Genomic DNA, 19,675 nt, shown 5'->3' on the forward strand with positions numbered 1-19,675 from the left:
GATTAGCTCAGTACTTCACCAAATTGCACCTCCTGAGACGCTAATACAAATAGTGTACTTGGGAGGTTTTTTGTTTTTTGGGATAGCTGCTCATAATAGGCACGATATTCAAAGCCTTCACGGGGTACAGCCATGCCCAGCATAATTAAATCGGCACCGGCAGAGTGTTCCTCCAATACTTCGTAAAAATCTTTGTCTGCTTCATAGATCACTTTTTCATTGTGATCTACCCGCATTTCCTTGAGTAAGGAGGATAGATTATGGCTAGCTCCATCGGCCGCTTTTTCACTACGAGATAGCATTTTCACATTCACCTGGGTGCCCTTCCAGTTTATGCTTCTTTGCAGTAAATGAGCTAATACAATCATCAATCCACCATTGGCTTTTAAACCGCCCCACCAAATGTCAATCCGACTGTAATTCTGTTCATGCAGTTGATCTGCATTTCGGGCAATGAGCACATTTTTACGCAAGGCATAACAGTATTCAATCAAGCGACAGTACTCATCTAAATTATCCGGGTTTTCAGAAGCACCCATCAAAATGGTATTGGGGGTGATTTGCCCTAGACCATAGGTGCTAATCAGGGATTGAGTTCCTTCCAGAACTCTTTGGGCATAGTACACTCTAACCAGACTATTGATGCCTCTTTGCAGTAAATAGTCCTTAATATTCCCCTCCATCTTAATTTGCCTGCCTATGGGTAAATCGGTTTTGGTGATGGCTGTGGCTACGGTCATTAAACTTCGATTCTGACTAAGGTCATGACCTAGCTCTACCAAATGCCAACGCTTGGTTGGGGCTCCCGAAAGAACCAATAAATGGGGACGCCAGTTTTTAGGATCAGCAGTACGACGGATACGCAATAAAGCTGTTCTACTTATTGCCATCCAAAGGCCCTGCCTTACATCACCCCAGGTAGTTTGCAGTTCACGTCTTTGCAGCCAAATAAAAAGTAGGAACATGAAGATGACGGCTATGGTAGTGGCAAAGGCATTAATTAAAAGCATCACTGCGATACAGGCCAGGGCTCCTAACAAGGAGAAGATCCAATGTACTTTAAAGGTGGGTCTAAAGGAGGGACTTCCCAGGAGTTTCTCAAGGGTGGCTGAGATATTTAGAACACCATAAGTGGTAAGGAAAAACATGGTAAGGATGGGAGCTACCAGATTTAAATTTCCAAAGTAAACGGCCAGGAGCGCCAGTCCTATGGTAAAGAGGGTTCCCGCCCGAGGGTTGTCGTCTTCGCCTTTCCCTTTTCCCAGCCAACTTAAGGAAGCTGGTAAAACACGATCCCGAGCTAAGGCCTGCAAAACTCGTGGAGCTCCTAAAATGCTGCCGATAGCGCTACTAAGGGTGGCACCCCAAACCCCTAATAAAATGGCATCTCCCCAGAAGGAAATTTTCCGCATTATTAAAGGATCATTGATCAGGCTTTCGGCCGATGCGCGCTGACTTAAAATTATGGGTAAGCCCATGTAAATAAGATAACCCACGGCAATGGCCATAAAGGTTCCACGCGGTATAGATTGCTTGGCATCTTTAAGATCTCCCGACATATTTACCCCGGCCATAATACCAGTAACCGCGGGGAAGAAAACAGCAAAGACCTTCCAGAAACCAACTTCGCCCTCGCCATGCCAGATGCTTAAATCCGCGTTTTCGACCGGGCTGCCAAAGACTAAAGAGATTAAAGAAATGGCTATTGCAGCCATGATGAAGAACTGGCTCCGGATGGCAATCTTAGCAGAAAACAGGGCTAGAGCACCTACCCCTAAGGTGGTGAGCATACCCACCCAGCGCGAATCAAATTGTGGAAATACGCTGGATACACTTTCCGCAAAACCGATGGTATACAAAGCGATGGAAAGAGCTTGAGCTAAAAATAGAGGAATGCCAACTGCACCACCGGTTTCAATGCCGAGGGAGCGACTAATCATATAATAGGCTCCGCCAGTACGCACATGTTGATCGGTGGCTATTGAGGCAATACTTAGGGCCGTAAAGAAGGTGATGCAAGTAGATAAGGTAACAATAAGCAAAGTGCCCATCAGGCCCACTTGACCCAATACCCAGCCGAAGCGCAGGTACATGATTACCCCTAAAATAGTTAGGATGCTGGGCGTAAATACTCCGGCAAAAGTGCCGAATCCGGAAGGAGATTTGGAGCTACCTGGACCAGGAGCAATCTTATCCGTTTGACTCATTCATCAAAGAAAGGGAAATTATCCCGCTGCCGAAAGTTAAGGTTGCGTGTTCCGGAAGATTAAGCGACTGAATTTTTCCGGTACCAGAATGTCATTAGCCACTTCGAGCAGGGTTTCGGCTTTCATGGCTTCTACATCTTGCACGATCTCTTCGAAGCTTTCAATTTCATCGTGCAAGAGCAAAGATTTACCAAAGGAAAGCATCAAAGCCCCATTGTTTTCCTGTGCCATGGCAAACTGACCCAAGATTTGCTTTTTCGCCTTAGAGAGTTGTAATACACCCAATTTTTGATCGCGTAGCTTTTTGAGTTCCTTATCTATCAAGTTCATGGCTCGATCTGCCGTGCCAGGGTCGGTGCCCAGATAAATTCCGAATAAGCCGGTATCTAAATAAGGATGGTAAAAAGACTCTAAATGATAGGTGAAGCCGTAACGTTCACGAATATTAAGGTTGAGCCTTGAGTTCATTCCAGGGCCACCTAAAATATTGTTGAGCAAGGCTAGGGGACGCATATGATCATGGCGCGCGGCATAGGCCGGACTGCCCATAACTACGTGAGTTTGGTACCCACTGCGCGTTTGCTCATCCCTTATGGGCTGGGTTGGCTCGGGCATAATCAGTTCCCTTTTCTCTCCCGCCTGGAATTGAATGTCTTCCACTTGCTTTTCCAGGAGATTCCGTAGGCGAGCGGCACTTATATTCCCCACCGAACTAAATACCATGCGATCGGCAGAATAATTGCGATTCAGGAATTTATGGATGTCCTCGGTGCCAAATCCCTTCACACTTTCCAGGGTGCCCAGGATATTGCGACCTAAGCTATGATTTGGGAATACCAATTCTTCAAAGTCATCGAAAATACTGTCGGATGGACTGTCTTTATAGGAATTGATTTCATCAATAATCACTTCCTTTTCCTTCTCACATTCTTTGGGAGGGAAGGTGCTGCGAAAAGCAATGTCGCAGATCAGGTCTACCGCTCGGGCATAATCACCACTTAAGAAGCTACTGTGAATTACGGTTTCTTCCTTGCTGGTAAAAGCGTTTAATTCACCACCCACATCTTCCATGCGGCTGAGGATATGATAGGCTTTTCGCTTTTGAGTGCCCTTAAACAAGCAGTGCTCAATAAAGTGGGCTAAACCCTGTTCATCTTCCAGTTCATCACGCGAACCGGCGGCAATCAATAAACCCAAATGGGCCACCGGACGATTGATTTCGCGGTGTACTACTCGGATGCCATTACTTAAGGTGAAGATGTCCAACTGCATAGCGCTTTTTAAAGGGCCTGCAAAGCTAAGCATTGGAAGCGAGTTGGCTAGCTATCTAACCAATGCTTGAATTCGGCGGTGCGATCACGACTTACCAGGATATCATCGTCATCACAATGCATTAAGTGAAGCTTGATACGACTGCCGGAATAGCTATGCATTTCACGAATAGCTTCAAAACGAATCAGGTATTTGCGATTAATGCGGAAGAAGTCCCGATTAGGAACAGAAGCTTCGACCTGATCGAGGCTGTATTCGATCGGATAGGATCGTCCATCTTGATCCTGAAGGAAGCTGGCTTTTTCGGCCGAATAGAAAAACTGGACCTCACGGGTTTCCCGGCTAATGATGCGATCCCCCAACTTGATCATAAAGCGTTCTTTGTAGCTTTTAGACTCCTCCTTTGGTTTTTGAAGGGCCTTTAAAATTTCGGCCGCTGATAATTCAGGAGTTTGCCTTTGGGCATGTAGTTTCTTGTATTTCTGCAGGGCTCGATCTAAATCGGCGGGCTCAATGGGTTTGAGTAGATAGTCGATGCTATTGAGTTTAAATGCCTCCAAAGCATATTGGTCATAAGCCGTGCAAAAAATAATCGGGGTAGAAGGATCAACGGATTCAAAGATTTCAAAACTCGGTCCATCTGCCAGATGGATATCCATTAAAATAAGGTCATAATTGCTGTGCTCCCTTAAATGATCCACTGTTTGAGCGATGCTTTCCAAGGGGCCATGAATGCTGCCTTCAAATTCCTCGCTGCGTTGTAATAGCCGTTCTAATTGGCGAGCGGCTGGCTTTTCATCTTCAATAATCAAGATCTTCATGCCTTTAGGAGTAAAGGGATTTTTACGGTAAAATGGGCTTCGTCACTATTAATTTGTGGTAAGTCGGCTTTTAGAAGCTCATAGCGTCTAATTAAGTTAGATAGCCCAATGCCTAAATGCTCGGATTGCACGGACCTCTTTTGAATGTTGTTGCGGATAATTAAGCTATTTCCTTCTTGGATGATTTCAATTTTAAGTGGTTCTGCACTGCTACAGCGGTTATGCTTCAGCGCATTTTCCAGAAGTAATTGCAAAGCCAGGGGAGGGATTTGGAAATCAGGATTTGGAAATAGCTTTTCGCTGTATTGCAAAGCATCTCCACCGAAGCGTTCTTGCTGCAATTGGATATAATCGCGAATGAATTGTAACTCGCGTTCTAGCTCAACTGTATCTTCATCTTGAACTTCCAAAACATAGCGATAGAATCTACTCAATTGGCGGATATAAGCCGCGGAGCGATCGGCATCCTCATAAACCATATTGGTGAGGATATTTAGGGAGTTAAAAAGGAAATGCGGATTGAGTTGATCTCTTAAAACCCGCACTTCACTACGGTATTTTTCGGTTTGTAGTTTTTCGGCTCGTACCGCCTCGGCTTTTGCCCGTCCTAAAAAGCCTCGGCTAATGAAAATGGCGGATATCACATAGCCGACATAGAGTGGGATCAGGGCATTATTCAACATTGTCTCCCAAGGGAAATTGTTGTAATCAATCATGCCAAAGAGCGTGAAGAACAATACGTTCATCAAAAAGGAAGCGCTAAAACCGAAGAGGCTAATGCCAAGGATTTCCAGAATTAAGCGCTTGCCCGGATGCTCTAACCAGGGGAAACGTCGATCTAGTAAATGCTCATTAAGTCCTACCGAGAGACTGATGCCCAAAGACATCATAAAGGAGTAGAGCATATCATCCCAAATCTTGCTCAGGCCCTGCAAGGTCCAATAGCTTTCGAAGCTGTAAAAGACTGGCAGGATTATGCCCAGCAAGGCACTGATGCCTATCCATCGAAGTATTTCTTGACGCGAATAGGGAGAGGTACTTTCCATGCTTTGAAATTAACTTTTTCCTTGACAACGTTTGGACATAGACTGAGCTTGATTTTCACCCCAGGCAGGCTCCAGTCCATTGCCTTTCTCCTGATTTTTATAGATAGCTAAGGCCTTTTGCATGTAAGCGCAAGCATCGTCAGTAGAGCGACCAAAAAATTGAGCACTGCCGTATTTCCAACGACCCAACATTAAATTGGCTCTGGGGTTTTCTGGTTCCATCACTAAGCCTTTTTCGAATAGTCCGGTAACCTTTGCGGAAAGAGTCATGCCTCTTAAAGCCGGGCTAACGCTCACCTTGGCCATATAGGCGTATCCACGCAAGATTACAGTTTCGGAATTTTCACCGGCTATTTCTTCGGCGCGATCAATATAATCCAGGGCTTTGTCGATATGCTCATCTCGGGTATCGTCTTCGAGTCCTTTTACAAAACTCATATAGATATGGGTTAAGCCTGCATAATATAAGGGTAGCCATTCCGAGCTGGCAGTAGCCGATATACGATCGAAGCGATTGGCAATTTCTTGATAGTCGGCCAGGGTTTTAACGCTATCATAGAGGGCGATGCTTTCTTGCATATATTTTTGATAGGCTTCGGCATCTTGAGCAGTGGCTTTAAAATTGATGATGGCGATGAAACAAAGGGCAATTAACTTTTTCATGATTCTGAATTTTTAGGAATTATAAATTGTTGAGTTGATTAGCATTTTTATCGGTAGACAGGGTATAGAATATGCCCAGGAAGATGAAGCGGGTGGCCGATTGAGGTATGGCCATGCTGCTGTATTGTCCGTCATTTCCAGGGTTGGAACTGTATTGATAATTGAAGATATTTTCTCGTCCCAATAGATTGGTAACTTCAAAATGGATGATCAGGTTAGGACGTGGTAAATAGCTCCAGCTGAGGTTTAAGCTGTGGAAGGCTTTGGTACGAGATTCCATTTCACCAGCCAGATTAGGATTGTCATAAGTGTATCCATCATTGATACTAAAGCTGGACCCTACTTGGGATTGAAGGCCGCCGAGCCAGTATTTGGCGACAATAGAGGCATTATGGCGAGGAGCAAAGCGTGGCTGAACCTGGCCTTCGAAGGCTTGCCAATGTCTTTTACTATCCACAAAGGAGTAGCTGATCCAATAATCTAAATTGCGGATGCTGCTACGATCGCGGAGGAATAAATCAAAACCTCGAGCATAGCCTTTTCCATTAGTGTTGTAGCCTGCATTGCTACGAAGCAGTTCATGGTAATTTTTCTGAAAGGCCTCAAGTCTGAAGGTCAGCTTAGGAGTGCTGTACATATAGTTTAGTACTAAATGCTGAGCCTTGGCAGCGCGCAGATCCACATCCTGGATACGGATATTAGAAGCTTGCTCTTGTACATAGTCGCCGTAGGCTAGGGAAAATTGTGATTTCAAATTGAGTCGATAGGCAACAGAGGCCCGAGGCATCAGGTAGGAGCTGCTTTGGTTGATAGATGAGCGGAGACCCACTTTAATCAGGAAGTCGCTACTAAAATGGTAATCGCATTCCGCGAAAGCGGCCCCTAAAAGATCATCCTGCTGGCGAGCTCCGATTTGAATTTTTTCACGATAAAGCTGGTCGAAGAATTCAAGACCACTTTTAATACTGATGCGGGCAGCGGGGAAGTATTGATAGCGAATTTTGGCATGTACTAATTGCCCTTTCTGTTGAATGGCCAGACTATCCAATTGGATATCGTCGAGGTTGCCTGTGAAGCTTAGACCGCCATCGAGCAAATGTTTCTTACCAATATTTTGACGGTAATTAAGATTGAGGTGATGGAAATTGTTTTTCAGCTTGGTTGCTTGCAGGGCATTGCTGTCTGGCTGACTGCGTAGTATTCCCAAATCAGAGTTTTGGAAGGAATAGAAGGCTTTGAACATGCCATGTTTCCCGGTTTTTTGGCGAAAGAGAATTTCGGAGCTAATGCCTTGAGGGGCTTTGGTGAATTCTAAATTTTGGGGTACCAGCGCCATATAGGGGCTAAGATTGGTATAGTTGAGGCTGGCAGTGATGGATTGACGATCCCACACTTCGGTATGGCTTAAAGAGCCACCAACAGTGGAGATGCCCAGATCGGTTTGACGACGTAGGGGGAAGTCGAGACTGTTCATGGAAAGAACCGAGGATAGAGCCTGCCCATATTCAGCCGAATAAGCTCCGGTGCTAAAAAAGCTGCCTTTAAATATTTGAGCACTAAAGCGACCACGAGTAGGAATGCCATTAAGGCTGCTGCCATAGGCATTGCCCAGGCGAAGGCCATCAATAAAAATAGCCGTTTCATCGGCTGCGCCACCACGAACGAAAAGGCGCCCATCATTGGCATTATTGGCGGTACCAGGCAAGGTGTTTAAGGCACCGATTATATTTCCCAGCGCGCCGGAGGTGGTAACAATATCTAGTGGACGTAAGACAACCGATTGCTTTTTATCGCTCACTTCAATGCTGCCGGCATTTACCGTTACCGCAGCCAGTTTATTAAAGGCCTCTTTGAGTTGAATTTTTTGTTTTTGGGCAAAGTCCAGATTTTGAAGGGCCAGTTCAACGCTTTCAAAGCCCATCATGCTGAAAACTAAAATGCCTTCGGGTTTTAAGTCAGCTAATTTGAAATAACCATCCGCATCGGAGGTGGTGCCTATGAAGCTGCCTTTGAGGTAGATATTTACTCCGGCCAGAGCTTCCCCATGGGGGTCTGTAACCCAACCTTCGAGCTTGTTTTGGGCGCTAAGGCTGGTGCTTAAAAGAGTTACTAAAAGAAGAAGACGATACATGATTCCTTGATTTGCCAGCTAAACTAGGGGGGCTGGCTGGCCAGGAAAATTGAATCTGGATGAGTCGTAGTTGGGGAGGATGAACCGTAATATCTTCTGGATAAACCGGAAGGCATTTTTCAAAACAAAAAAGCCGCTCCCATTGGAAGCGGCTCTTGTATTCTGTTTTTAAGAATGCTTATTGCTTAAGCCATTGGTCTAACCAGCCAAAGAATTGATCGTGCCATACCAATCCATTTTGTGGACTTAAAATCCAGTGGCCTTCATTTGGGAAGTAAAGGAAGCGAGAAGGTACTCCGCGCAATTTAGCTGCCTGAAATGCTTCCATGCCCTGATTAATTGGTACCCGGAAATCCATTCCACCGTGAATTACCAAAATCGGAGAATCCCAATTTTGCACATAGTCTTTAGGATCGAAACTGCTGTAGGTTTCGGCATTGGCCTCATCCCAATAAGGGCCACCTAAATCGTAATTCGCAAAGAACATTTCTTCGGTGCTTAGGTACCAGCTTTCGAGGTCGAATAAGCCACAGTGCGAAATGAAGCTCTTAAAGCGACCTTCGTGAATACCAGCTAACATATAAACGGAATAGCCACCGTAGCTTGCGCCGATACAACCTAAATTGTCATTATCTACAAAGGGTTCTTTAGCTACATCGTCGATAGCCGCTAAGTAATCACGCATCGGTTGACCACCCCAATCTTTGGAGATTTTCTCATTCCATTCGCGGCCAAAGCCTGGTAATCCTCTACGGTTTGGTGCTACTACGATATAACCTTGAGCAGCCATTAACTGGAAGTTCCAACGGAAGCTGTAGAATTGTGAAACTTGAGATTGTGGTCCCCCCTGACAATATAAAAGGGTAGGGTATTTTTTATTGGGATCAAAATCGGGAGGATAAATAACCCAGGTAAGCATGTCTTTGCCATCGCTGGTTTTCACCATGCGTTTTTCAATCTTGCTCTTGCCAATCTTGCTGTAGAGCTCATCATTAATATGGGTGAGCTGTGTAGCCTTGCCATTGTCCTTCAAGAAATAGATTTCGGTGGCATTGTTCATATCCTGACGATCTACCACTAAACCACCTTTGGCGATTTCGAAGTGATTGTAATTGTGATCGCCCTGGCTGATTTTCTCAAACTTCCAGCTTTTACCTTTCTGCTCTAGTTCAAAAATTTGATTGCTTCCCATGGTTGGGATACCCACTACAAATTCATTGGAGCCATTCCAGGCAAAAGAGTTTAAGGTATAAGTGTCGTAATTACCGCTGCTCTTCAGCACATGGGTTTTTTCTTTGCTTTTTAGATCTAAAATGATCAGATCATTTACATCACTTTCATAACCATTAGTAGCCATGCTTAACCAGGCAATTTTACTTCCATCGGCAGAGAATTGAGGGTTTTTATCGTAACCCATCATACCATCCGAAATATTACTGGTTTGCCCGGTACTTAAGTCTACCAGGTAGAGATCACTATTGGTTTGTTCAGCAAAGTCTTTTCCGTTAAGGTATTTGCTTTCATAAACCACGTATTTGCCATCAGGACTTAATACATAGCTTTCCGAACCACCAAAGGGAGGAACCGGAGAATCAAAGCTGGAGCCATCCATAAGGTTTTTGAAACTGCTAACCGCTTCGTTTTCGTAGTCACTGATGCATACTTGCATAGACTCATAATCATCCCAGGAATCCCAATGGCGATACATGAGATCGTCCATTACCCGGAATTCAGCTTTGGGTAAATCCGGATACATTTCGGCTGGTGTTTCAGCGGTTTTAAAAGATTTGCTAAAAAGGATTTTCACGCTGCCATCGGCCAATTTATAGGCCTTTGCGCCGGAGATTCCGCCTTCAATATTGGTGAGAGGTTTTTGAGATTGACCATTTAGATCTACCCAGTGTAATTGGCCACGGTGATTAAAAGCCACTCCATTATTAAAGAAATGCGCTCCATACTCACCACCTGCCAAATCGGTTAATTGGGTGATTTTACCGGATTTGATATCCATTAAATAAAGATCGCGGTTACCAGAGTTGGCCTCAAGATCGTAGCGACTCACGCCATAGACCATGCTTTTGCCATCGGGTGAAACGGCATCGAGGCTTACTCGCCCCAACTCCCAAAGTTTCTTGGGGGTCATCACTTCATTTTGCCCCATCAGGCCAAAGCCAGCCAAAAGAAAGAGACTGATATATTTTTTCATGATTGGATTTGTTTGTGGCTGTGAAGGTATTGGATAAATGGCAAAACTTCTGATACAATAATGGAATTCGGGTTAGTACCAATGAAAAAGCCAGCTCGAAATACAACTGGCTTAGTTTTAAAATGGTGAGAAGTTTTAGCGGCCTAGAAATATGCTTAGGCCCAGATTTAAACCAAAGCCTCTGGTTTGAACTTTATCATATAAAGGAAGGAAATCAGGTTCATCGGCAGTGCTGGAACTGTAGCTGAAACCTAAGTCCAGGCTAATTTTTTCGTGCAGAGGCATAGCTATACCCAGCGCAAATTGATATTTGAATAAAGTACTATTGTATTCTTGCTCATTATAATTAATGACTTGAAAAGAAGTCTTAGTCCCTCCAAAGGCGCAATCAATTTCGCTGAAAAGCCAGAATTTTTCGAAGGGATAATAGTATCGTACAAATGGCCCAACTAAGTATTGATTTGTTTTAGTTGTTGACCAGTCAGGAACTTCAGACTTAGCATAGTAATAGCTGAAATTAATACCAGTTGCGAAATGGTCGAAAATAAAGTAGCCGATTCGCGGACTTATATGAAAGCTGCTTAATTTATCCTGATCAGAAAGATCTTGATCAGGATTTGAATAGCGAACTGTATAAGTAGTAAAGCTAATGCTATTAGTTTGGGCTCCTCCTGAAACAATTTGGGAGCCAATGCCGGTTAAGAAATTACCTTTTTCAATTTGAGCCTTTAAGCCAATAGCGCAAAGAAAACAGAAACTGAGGATAAGTGTTTTTTTCATAATCTGTGGTTAAACTTGATTAGCCGGAGCCTTATTAGCTCCATTGTAGATTTTAATTGCTGGCATCAAGTTGTTAATTATGAAAACTGCCTCATGTAGTTTTTCTTTTGAAGTGCTGTAGGACTTCCGAGCATAAAAAAAGCCTCTCCGTTTCCGAAGAGGCTTTTCAATTTCTTGCTTAAAGCTTATTTCGCTTTTTCCATGCCTTCTTCAATCAGGCTGTAGAACTCGTCTAATTTTGGAAGAATAACGATACGTGTGCGACGGTTTTGTGCACGGCCTTCAGCGCTGTCGTTACTGGCAACAGGAGCATATTCTCCTTTACCAGCCACGGTCATACGCTCGGGCTTAATGTTAAAGTCTTTTTCCAATACGCGGACTACAGAGGCAGCACGTTCGGCACTTAATTCCCAGTTGTCTTCGAATGAGGCACCTTGGCGAACGGCTTTGTTATCCGTATGGCCTTCTACCATAAATTCGAGTTCGGGCTGAGATTTCAATACCTGAGCTACTTTACCTAAAACGGCTAATGCTTCTTTACTCAACTTAGAGCTACCGCTGGTAAAGAGGAGCTTATCGCTGATGGAAACATAAACCACTCCTTTCTCAACATTGATGCTGATATCTTCATCATCAATACCTACAGTAGCACCTTTAAGGCTGGTTACTAAGGCAAAAGTTACGGAGTCACGCTTGTTGATGGCGTCTTGTAAGCTTTGGATGGTAAGGTCCTTTTCCTTGATTTGTTCTAAAGAACGTTCGAGGTTTTCGGCTTCTTTTTTACTGAGGGTAGACATATTGCCAATGTTCTTCAACAATTGGTAATTGGTCTTTTTCAGATAATCAATTTCTTTAGACGCGTTTTTCTTGTTATCCAAACAAGCGGCTAACTCCATGCGCGTTTTACTCAGCTCATCGCTGGTTTCATTGTATTGATCTTGTAAAGCGGTGTACTTAGACTTGCTCACGCAGGAGCTCAGAACTAAAGCACTTCCTAAAATTAAAATTCCCTTTTTCATCACAGTCATTAATTGTTGCAAAACTACCAATAAATAGAAAAGCGAAAAACCTTATAGATTCTAATTAAACTCGAATTTCTCGTCTTTATCATTGAAAAAGTGATATTCGAGGAACTTAAAGGAGTCACGAGGAATCACTTTAATATTCCGCTTAAACCTCTTAGACCAATTACGGCGAATCGACTTTAACAAGCCTTTAGTTAGATAAGCCGCAATAAAGGGGTGGAGGTGTAAGTAAATAGTCTTGTCTTTTTCTTGCTTAGCGATTAGTTCGAGTTTATTCTCGATCTCATCAATAATCAGGATGGGGGCTTCAACCTCGCCGTTTCCGTCGGGGTTTTCCTCTCGAGTTTGAATGGCCATCTCCGGGCGTACACGCTGGCGGGTGATCTCAACCAATCCAAATCTAGAGGGGGGTAATATCTTATGCTTGGCGCGATCAGTCGCCATTTCTTCCTTCAGCTTTTCGTAAAGAGTTTTACGGTTTTCACTGCGGTGCATATCGATAAAGTCTACTACCACAATTCCTCCCATATCGCGCAAGCGCAATTGGCGAGCAATTTCTTCGGCAGCAGAAAGGTTTACAGCCAAGGCATTCGCTTCCTGATTTTCGGATGAATTGGTACGGTTTCCACTATTCACGTCAATAACGTGCATGGCCTCCGTATGTTCAATAATCAGGTAAGCACCTTTGCCCATGCTTACAGAGCGGCCAAAGCTTGACTTAATTTGGCGTTCCACGCCAAAGTGTTCAAACACGGGTATTCTGCCCTGGTAATATTTTACAATCTTTTCCTTCTCGGGTTCGATACTGCGCATGTATTCTTTTACTTCATTGAAAAGTTCCATGTCGTCGACCACAATCGAATTGAAGGAATCGTTTAAAACGTCGCGCAGCAAGGCTGATACGCGGTTAATTTCTCTCAAAGCACGCTTAGGGGCGCGTACTCTTTGAATATTACGATGGAGTTGTTTCCATTTTTCTATCAACTCCTGAATATCGCTGTCGAGGTCTGCCACTTGGCAATCTTCGGCGGCGGTACGCACAATAATCCCAAAACCTTTGGGACGGATGCTCTTCACCAAACGGCGCAGGCGATCCTTTTCGTCTTTATCGCGGAGCTTACTGCTCACGCTTACTCTCTTGGAGAAAGGTACAAGTACCACATAACGTCCGGCCAGGGAAAGCTCGGAGGTAATACGCGGCCCTTTCGTAGAGATGGGTTCTTTGGCGATTTGGACCAGGATATTATGGCCTTCGCGCAGAACCTTATCGATACTGCCGTTCTTATCTATATCCGCTTCGGGTTCAAAATCGGTCAAGGACCAACGTTGTTTTCCCGTTTGCGTTTTGCGGGTAAACTTGAGAAGCGATTTAATTTGAGGGCCAAGGTCGTGGTAATGTAAAAAGGCATCTTTTTCATAGCCTACATCCACGAATGCTGCATTTAAGCCGGGCACGATCTTTTTGATCTTACCCATATAAATGTCCCCCACCGCAAACTCATCGGTATTGTCATAGTGCAATTCCGAAAGTCTACCTTCCTTGAGTAGCGCTACCGCTACAGAATCGGCAGTACGCGAATTAATTACTAATTCTGTACTCACCTTAAATGTTATTAGGGCCTCTTATCTAAAGGATAAAAGAGGCCATGTCAACAAACCTATATTGTATAAACACCGAAAGCACCTCGAATAAGGGTGCTACGGTTATCTTGGGATCCTAAGATCTCAAGCTTATTTTTTCTTGTGACGGTTTTTACGCAAGCGTTTTTTGCGCTTGTGAGTCGACATCTTATGACGTTTTCTTTTTTTACCGCTAGGCATAACAATAATTTTTAATTGGGATTAATACTTGCCATTTCAGTTTCAATGGCCTTTCTCGTTTCTTTGTTGCTAAGAGTTTCCAACGCTTTTTTCAGACCGTCGATCGCTGCAGTGCTATCGCCTAATGCAAGGCGGGCACGTGCTAATAAGAGGTGAGCTTCTCCGTTTTGGGAATCCAATTTTAAAACATTTTCAAAGCGCGCAATGGCCTTATCGAATTGTCCGCTTTGCAAGCCTAGTTCCCCTAAAGCAAATTGAGCGTAGCTGTTTTCCGGGTTTTGCTCCGCCACATTTAATATGCTGCGAATGGCAATCATCGGTGCTACTTCTCCGCTTTCCAGCTTGCTGATAGCATCTTTAATAATGGAGTCCCCAACAGACAGAGCGTCTGATTCGCTCTGCGTGGTTTCATGAGCATGATCTGCTTCCTCAGCTACCGATGCAGTGCCCTCGGGGCTACTAGGCATCAGCATAAAGGCGGCAATAAGTACAATGCCGGCTAAAGTGAGTATGGCAGGACCAGTTTTCAAGAGTCTTAGCTAACTTTAACTTTCTTCTTTACTGACTCAACGAAAGTTTTCGCTGGTTTGAAAGATGGAATGTTGTGAGCAGGAATGATAATGGTGGTGTTCTTAGAGATGTTACGTCCGGTTTTCTCTGCACGCTTCTTAATAATGAAGCTACCGAATCCTCTCAGATACACATTTTCACCAGTTTCCAAGCTGTTACGTACCTCCTTCATGAAAGACTCAACAACCGCCTGTACATCAGACTTCTCCATGCCGGTCTTGTCAGTAATTTTGGTTACAATGTCAGCCTTAGTCATTTGAATATCAATTATGTGTTAAAACTCTAATTTTGAGGGCTGCAAATATAGAAGGTTTTTTCTGATACCCGCCAGCTAAAAAGGGAATTATTTTTCTGGCTAAATCGCTCAAATACAAATAATTTGGATTTTACATCTGTACAACATAAACTCCGCAATTGGTATCAAAAGCATTATCGTCCGCTTCCATGGCGTAAAACGCGCGATGCCTATTCCATTTGGCTTAGTGAAATTATCCTTCAACAAACCCGGGTAAATCAGGGTTTACCTTACTATGAGCGCTTTATCCAAAAATACCCGGAGGTAAAAGATTTGGCTCAAGCTCCTCAAGAGGAAGTATTAAAACTTTGGGAAGGCCTCGGTTATTATAGTAGGGCGCGAAATATGCATGCCGCCGCTCAAAGTATTGTAGAAGAGCATGAGTCGCGCTTTCCCGATCAATATGCAGCTATTCGCAGTTTAAAAGGAGTGGGGGATTATACGGCTGCAGCCATCGCTTCCTTTGCTTTTGATTTGCCACATGCCGTGGTAGATGGGAATGTGCAAAGGGTTTTAAGTCGTTTTTTCGCGGAGTACGAAGCGGTGAATAGTGCCAAAGGTAAAAAGCGCTTTCAGGCTTTAGCCGATGCATTTCTTAATACTAAAGATCCTGCTACCCATAATCAGGCTATCATGGAATTGGGAGCAACCTTATGTAAACCCAAGAATCCGGAATGTGATATTTGTCCATTGGCCGAAGCTTGTCAGGCTCGAGCAAGAGCAATACAAGATGAACTTCCGGTAAAGCAAAAGAAGAAATACGATCGCCAGCGCTATCTCAATTATTGGTTCTTTCAGCAAGCAGAGAACACCTGGTTGCAGCAAAGAGATGAGGGAATTTGGAAGGGGCTTTTTCAATTTCCTCTCTACGAAAGCGGGCAAGAATTAACAAAGGATCAGGCTTTGGAGCAATTGCAGATTATGGGTTTGAAGAGCTCAGATTTTGATATCCAAAGACAAGATTTACCGGTGCACAAATTGAGTCATCAGAGTCTTTTTATAACAGTTTGGAAATTGCGGCTTTCGCCGGATGTGACTTTAAGGGAAGGTATTGGCTGGAAGAAAGTGACTGTTAGTCAATTAGAAGACTTTGCAATTCCGCGGCCTCTGCGCAAATTTCTGGATGAAAATCAACTAACTTTGCCGCTTGATTAGCAGGTGGCATTCGCTATATTTGTTAATCTACCTCATTGTAAAAATCCACTATGGCCAACGGCAGCGTTAATAAAGTTATTCTAATTGGAAATCTGGGAGCCGACCCCGAGGTGAAACATTTTGAGAACGGGGGATCCCTGGCTCGCTTTCCGCTAGCCACCTCAGAGTCTTACACCAATCGCAATGGCGAGCAGGTTACCCAAACTGAATGGCATAATGTAGTAGTACGCGGTGGCCTGGTAGATGTAGTAAGTAAGTATATTAAGAAAGGTGAAAAGGTCTATGTTGAGGGCCGTATTCGTACCCGCAGTTGGCAAGATCCCAGCAGCAAAGAGATGCGCTATACCACCGAAATTATGACCGATAATTTTCAGATGTTGGGAGGCCGTCCCGCCTCAGCTCCATCCGAAGCCCAATCCGGGGGATACGGAAACAATACGGGTGCTGCCAGCAGTGCTCCTTCAACGGGACCATCATTTAGTCCCCAGGCGGAAGATCAAGAAGACGATCTACCGTTCTAAGTTTAACCAAAATTCAAACCTTGGACCCCGAACCGTCGAGTTTACTTTTCCTTAGCGATATCCTTCAACCCTTTACCTTGGACCTGCTCTTTCCGCTGGTTCTGCTTTTAATCCTGCTTTTAGGTTCCGCCCTCGTAAGTGGCTCCGAAGTAGCATTTTTTTCGATCACTCCACGCGATATTGACGAACTTAAGGATCGCAAGCATCCCCGCCTAGATACGCTTATCGAATTACTGGATCACCCCAAAACCTTATTGGCGACCATCCTCATTGCGAATAATTTCATCAATGTGGGAATTGTTATCCTCTCCAAGTTTTTGAGCGATGCCCTGTTTGATTTTAGTGCCAATGAGCAATTAGGACTGATCTTTCAAATCGGTATAATCACCTTTTTAATTTTATTGTTTGGGGAGGTTTTACCTAAGGTTTACGCTACCAAGAACAGCACGAGCTTCGGCTTAATTATGTGCGGACCGATGTTTATCATGCGTAGATTATTCCGCCCGGTAAGTATTCTTTTGGTGCGCTCTACAGGCTTTTTCGAAAAGCGCTTGCAAACCCGTTCCGAAGCTTTGTCGGTAGATGATTTAAGCCAGGCGCTGGAGATTACTAGTAATGATGAAAGCCCCCAAGAAGAGCAAAAGATTTTGGAAGGCATCGTGAAATTCGGTTCTACCAATGTAAAGCAGATTATGAAACCTCGGATGGATGTGGTTTCCCTCGATCAAAGCTCTACCTATCCGCAAGTGATGGAGGTGATTTTGAGCAGTGGCTTTTCAAGGATTCCGATTTATGAAGAAAGCTTCGATCAGGTAAAGGGTATACTCTACATCAAGGATTTGCTTTCTCATATTGAAGCGGGGGACGATTTTCAATGGCAAAGCCTTTTACGCGAACCTTTCTTTGTGCCGGAGAATAAAAAGATCGACGACCTTTTGCGTGAGTTCCAGGATCGTAAAATCCACTTGGCTATTGTAGTAGATGAATATGGGGGTACCTCGGGTATTGTTACCCTGGAAGATATTATTGAAGAAATTGTAGGAGAAATTAGCGATGAATTTGATGAGGAGGAACTCTTTTACTCCAAGCTCGATGATCGCAATTATGTATTCGAAGCGAAGATTCACCTTACCGACTTCTTTAAAGTGATCGGTGCGGTAGAAAGTGATTTCGAAGACTTTTTGGATGAGGCCGAAACCTTGGCCGGTCTGCTCTTGGAAGTAGCCGGTAAGTTCCCTGAGAAAAACGAGGAGATCGACTACAAGCATTATCGCTTTAAAGTAGAAAGCCTGGATGGTCGACGCATGAAACGTATCAAGGTAAGCTTGATGGAAAAGCATGGAGATGAGGAAGCTTAAGCTGATTCTTTTAAGTGCCCTGTTTTTAGGAGCGTGCGAAGGTGATTATACTCCTAAGCCCAAAGGCTATTTCCGTATCGATATGCCGGCAACAGTGTATCAGGAATTTAAGAGTGATTGCCCATTTCATTTCGATTATAATAAGGTAGCGACCCTGAAGGATAAAGGTCGTTGCTGGTATGATATTAAATACCCAAGGCTAAAAGCCACTTTGCAATTAACCTATCGCCAGGTAACTGAAGATAATTTGGATACCTTGCTTTATGAAGGTCATGAGTTGGCCTATAAGCATACTGTAAAGGCCGATGGGATTGATGAGAAACTCTATATCGATGAGCAAAAAAGAGTCTATGGTTTGCTCTATCAGCTCAAAGGTGATGCTGCTACCAGTATGCAGTTTTTCATGACCGACAGTACTGATCATTTTCTTCGCGGCGTACTCTATTATTATGCCAGTCCCAATGCTGATTCCCTAAAACCGGTGAACGATTTTATGCGGGGCGAAATGATTCGTATGATTGAAAGTCTCGAATGGGAAAACTCATAAGTATAGCGGAATTCGATGCGGTAAACGAAGCCTATGTGCTTAAAAGCCGATTGGAATCAGAAGGAATATCTTGCTTCCTGACCAATGAAAATCTCAATAGCGTTTTACCAGGAATTGGCTTCACCAAGGTGGTATTGCAAGTGCCGCTGGAGGATAGCATTCGCGCTTTGGATATCCTTTACGAAAACCCCAGCGGAAACCCTATTAGCTTATAGGAATTACCCTTCGGCTGCCATTGAGAATCATTTTGATGATGGCGTGGCTTTGCAAAGCGAAGAGGATAGATCCCAATAAAAGATGTACTGGCTGTGCGAAATAGGGCATGTCGAAATAAGCCAAAATAATTCCCGCGAGTATTTCCAACACAAGCACTAGTAAAACGGCATTCCATTGCCAGTAGCCCAATTGCAGTTTGCGGTTTTGTTGCCAGAGCCAGAGGTTTAGGGCTAATATTAAAATGGAGAAGCTTCGGTGTACATAAAAGACCAAATCCATATTATTCATCCATTCAGTACGGGCCAGACCATTTTGTTGCAGGGTATCAATAGTTTCCCGAACCTGAGTACCTAGGCCAATCTGAATCAAAGTTAGGATTAAGGCCAGAAGGCTCCATTTTTTGAAATTAGGAGTGTAGGCCGATGCTGAGTTTTCCTCTCTTTCCAATAAGCCATTAAATACTAGAAGGATGGCAACTATCAGCAGGGCACCAATCATGTGGATGGTGATGCTACCCGGGATTAAATTTCCATCTACCACCAATTTGCCCAACCAGGCCTCGAAACCCAGCATAAAGAGACCTGCTCCAGATAGCAGCGTATACCACCAATTCTGGCGAATCAGCGCCAAGGTTAATACAAACATAAGAAGCATTGGTAAGCCTGATAGGGCACCGATTAATCGGTTGATGTACTCAATCCAGGTGTGAGTAGGATTAAACAGAGCGTAATCATGACGGGTGTATTTCGCCCAGTTCTCAGGATTGTATTCGCTTCCGGAAGTGAAATCCTCCAAGGCATAATAGAGGGCTTCATCCTTAATAATGATCTGCTTTTTATTGAAGTGGCTATCCGCTTTCCAATCGAGTTGACTGCGTTCTGTGGGTGGAATTAAATGACCAAAACACTTAGGCCAATCGGGGCATCCCATACCTGAACCGCTCATTCGCACTACGGAACCAGCGATGATTACCAGAAAGATCAGAACAATTTCGATCCGCGACAGAATTAACAACCACTTTTTCATGCCGCAAATTTAAGC

At 44.0% G+C, this 19,675-nt stretch carries 18 protein-coding genes; 5 read left to right on the forward strand and 13 right to left on the reverse strand.

The features are described from left to right. Positions 1–2 precede the first annotated feature (2 nt). The 12 genes from H4K34_RS12035 to H4K34_RS12090 all read right to left on the reverse strand — a co-directional run bounded on the left by H4K34_RS12035 (position 3) and on the right by H4K34_RS12090 (position 14,798). On the reverse strand, positions 3–2,207 hold the full coding sequence (locus H4K34_RS12035) for an amino acid permease (RefSeq protein WP_210757640.1): 2,205 nt from the start codon (positions 2,205–2,207) through the stop codon (positions 3–5). Positions 2,208–2,243: 36 nt separating this feature from the next. Then, positions 2,244–3,512 carry a M16 family metallopeptidase gene (locus H4K34_RS12040; RefSeq protein ID WP_246452103.1) on the reverse strand — a complete coding sequence of 423 codons (1,269 nt, stop codon included), beginning with the start codon at positions 3,510–3,512 and terminating at the stop codon, positions 2,244–2,246. Positions 3,513–3,526: 14 nt separating this feature from the next. Then, positions 3,527–4,300, reverse strand: a complete 774-nt coding sequence (locus H4K34_RS12045; protein ID WP_210757641.1) for a LytR/AlgR family response regulator transcription factor — start codon at positions 4,298–4,300, stop codon at positions 3,527–3,529. Further along, positions 4,297–5,346: a sensor histidine kinase gene (locus H4K34_RS12050; RefSeq protein ID WP_210757642.1), complete on the reverse strand. Its 1,050-nt coding sequence runs from the start codon at positions 5,344–5,346 to the stop codon at positions 4,297–4,299. The genes H4K34_RS12045 and H4K34_RS12050 overlap by 4 nt, the downstream gene beginning before the upstream one ends. A 9-nt stretch (positions 5,347–5,355) precedes the next feature. Beyond that, a complete protein-coding gene (locus H4K34_RS12055) occupies positions 5,356–6,009 on the reverse strand; it encodes a tetratricopeptide repeat protein (protein ID WP_210757643.1) in 654 nt (217 codons plus the stop codon). Between the two features lie 19 nt (positions 6,010–6,028). Continuing rightward, positions 6,029–8,140, reverse strand: a complete 2,112-nt coding sequence (locus tag H4K34_RS12060) for a TonB-dependent receptor (protein ID WP_210757644.1) — start codon at positions 8,138–8,140, stop codon at positions 6,029–6,031. A gap of 178 nt (positions 8,141–8,318) precedes the next feature. Continuing rightward, the gene (locus tag H4K34_RS12065) at positions 8,319–10,346 is read right to left on the reverse strand and encodes a S9 family peptidase (protein WP_210757645.1); all 2,028 of its coding nucleotides are present in this window, start codon (positions 10,344–10,346) and stop codon (positions 8,319–8,321) included. 135 nt (positions 10,347–10,481) lie between these two features. Continuing rightward, positions 10,482–11,126 carry an outer membrane beta-barrel protein gene (locus H4K34_RS12070; RefSeq protein WP_210757646.1) on the reverse strand — a complete coding sequence of 215 codons (645 nt, stop codon included), beginning with the start codon at positions 11,124–11,126 and terminating at the stop codon, positions 10,482–10,484. 185 nt (positions 11,127–11,311) lie between these two features. Continuing rightward, a complete protein-coding gene (locus H4K34_RS12075; RefSeq protein ID WP_210757647.1) occupies positions 11,312–12,145 on the reverse strand; it encodes an OmpA/MotB family protein in 834 nt (277 codons plus the stop codon). 60 nt (positions 12,146–12,205) lie between these two features. Continuing rightward, positions 12,206–13,753: an Rne/Rng family ribonuclease gene (locus H4K34_RS12080; protein WP_210757648.1), complete on the reverse strand. Its 1,548-nt coding sequence runs from the start codon at positions 13,751–13,753 to the stop codon at positions 12,206–12,208. A gap of 230 nt (positions 13,754–13,983) precedes the next feature. Then, positions 13,984–14,502 (reverse strand): tetratricopeptide repeat protein, encoded by a 519-nt coding sequence (locus tag H4K34_RS12085; RefSeq protein ID WP_210757649.1) that lies wholly within the window; start codon positions 14,500–14,502, stop codon positions 13,984–13,986. 5 nt (positions 14,503–14,507) lie between these two features. After that, on the reverse strand, positions 14,508–14,798 hold the full coding sequence (locus tag H4K34_RS12090; RefSeq protein WP_210757650.1) for an HU family DNA-binding protein: 291 nt from the start codon (positions 14,796–14,798) through the stop codon (positions 14,508–14,510). Positions 14,799–14,921: 123 nt separating this feature from the next. On the opposite strand from H4K34_RS12090, the gene mutY reads away from it, so the two are divergent. Genes mutY through H4K34_RS12115 form a run of 5 tightly spaced genes read left to right on the forward strand, consistent with a single transcriptional unit; the run spans position 14,922 to position 18,633 of the window. Further along, positions 14,922–15,992 (forward strand): A/G-specific adenine glycosylase, encoded by a 1,071-nt coding sequence (gene mutY / locus H4K34_RS12095; RefSeq protein ID WP_210757651.1) that lies wholly within the window; start codon positions 14,922–14,924, stop codon positions 15,990–15,992. A 50-nt stretch (positions 15,993–16,042) separates the two neighbouring features. Then, entirely contained in the window at positions 16,043–16,513 is a 471-nt protein-coding gene (locus tag H4K34_RS12100) for a single-stranded DNA-binding protein (RefSeq protein WP_210757652.1), read from the forward strand. Between the two features lie 20 nt (positions 16,514–16,533). Continuing rightward, positions 16,534–17,871 carry a gliding motility-associated protein GldE gene (gene gldE, locus H4K34_RS12105; RefSeq protein WP_210757653.1) on the forward strand — a complete coding sequence of 446 codons (1,338 nt, stop codon included), beginning with the start codon at positions 16,534–16,536 and terminating at the stop codon, positions 17,869–17,871. Further along, entirely contained in the window at positions 17,858–18,418 is a 561-nt protein-coding gene (gldD, locus tag H4K34_RS12110; RefSeq protein WP_210757654.1) for a gliding motility lipoprotein GldD, read from the forward strand. The genes gldE and gldD overlap by 14 nt, the downstream gene beginning before the upstream one ends. Then, the gene (locus tag H4K34_RS12115) at positions 18,403–18,633 is read left to right on the forward strand and encodes a putative signal transducing protein (protein ID WP_210757655.1); all 231 of its coding nucleotides are present in this window, start codon (positions 18,403–18,405) and stop codon (positions 18,631–18,633) included. Before gldD ends, H4K34_RS12115 begins: the two co-directional genes overlap by 16 nt. On the opposite strand, the gene H4K34_RS12120 is transcribed toward H4K34_RS12115, so the two are convergent. Continuing rightward, positions 18,623–19,660 (reverse strand): COX15/CtaA family protein, encoded by a 1,038-nt coding sequence (locus H4K34_RS12120; RefSeq protein ID WP_210757656.1) that lies wholly within the window; start codon positions 19,658–19,660, stop codon positions 18,623–18,625. The two genes, H4K34_RS12115 and H4K34_RS12120, sit on opposite strands and share 11 nt — an antisense overlap. Positions 19,661–19,675: the final 15 nt, after the last annotated feature.

Source organism: Croceimicrobium hydrocarbonivorans (assembly GCF_014524565.1).
Classification (GTDB): Bacteria; Bacteroidota; Bacteroidia; order Flavobacteriales; family Schleiferiaceae; genus Croceimicrobium; species Croceimicrobium hydrocarbonivorans.

Bases quoted from the DNA above. Each gene is read 5' to 3' on its own strand.
- H4K34_RS12065 (WP_210757645.1), bottom strand. From the start codon at position 10,346: ATGAAAAAATATATCAGTCTCTTTCTTTTGGCTGGCTTTGGCCTGATG.
- H4K34_RS12115 (WP_210757655.1), top strand. From the start codon at position 18,403: ATGGGAAAACTCATAAGTATAGCGGAATTCGATGCGGTAAACGAAGCC.
- H4K34_RS12060 (WP_210757644.1), bottom strand. From the start codon at position 8,140: ATGTATCGTCTTCTTCTTTTAGTAACTCTTTTAAGCACCAGCCTTAGC.
- H4K34_RS12055 (WP_210757643.1), bottom strand. From the start codon at position 6,009: ATGAAAAAGTTAATTGCCCTTTGTTTCATCGCCATCATCAATTTTAAA.
- H4K34_RS12120 (WP_210757656.1), bottom strand. From the start codon at position 19,660: ATGAAAAAGTGGTTGTTAATTCTGTCGCGGATCGAAATTGTTCTGATC.
- H4K34_RS12075 (WP_210757647.1), bottom strand. From the start codon at position 12,145: ATGAAAAAGGGAATTTTAATTTTAGGAAGTGCTTTAGTTCTGAGCTCC.
- H4K34_RS12045 (WP_210757641.1), bottom strand. From the start codon at position 4,300: ATGAAGATCTTGATTATTGAAGATGAAAAGCCAGCCGCTCGCCAATTA.
- H4K34_RS12090 (WP_210757650.1), bottom strand. From the start codon at position 14,798: ATGACTAAGGCTGACATTGTAACCAAAATTACTGACAAGACCGGCATG.
- H4K34_RS12050 (WP_210757642.1), bottom strand. From the start codon at position 5,346: ATGGAAAGTACCTCTCCCTATTCGCGTCAAGAAATACTTCGATGGATA.
- H4K34_RS12100 (WP_210757652.1), top strand. From the start codon at position 16,043: ATGGCCAACGGCAGCGTTAATAAAGTTATTCTAATTGGAAATCTGGGA.
- gldD (WP_210757654.1), top strand. From the start codon at position 17,858: ATGAGGAAGCTTAAGCTGATTCTTTTAAGTGCCCTGTTTTTAGGAGCG.
- H4K34_RS12040 (WP_246452103.1), bottom strand. From the start codon at position 3,512: ATGCTTAGCTTTGCAGGCCCTTTAAAAAGCGCTATGCAGTTGGACATC.
- H4K34_RS12035 (WP_210757640.1), bottom strand. From the start codon at position 2,207: ATGAGTCAAACGGATAAGATTGCTCCTGGTCCAGGTAGCTCCAAATCT.
- H4K34_RS12070 (WP_210757646.1), bottom strand. From the start codon at position 11,126: ATGAAAAAAACACTTATCCTCAGTTTCTGTTTTCTTTGCGCTATTGGC.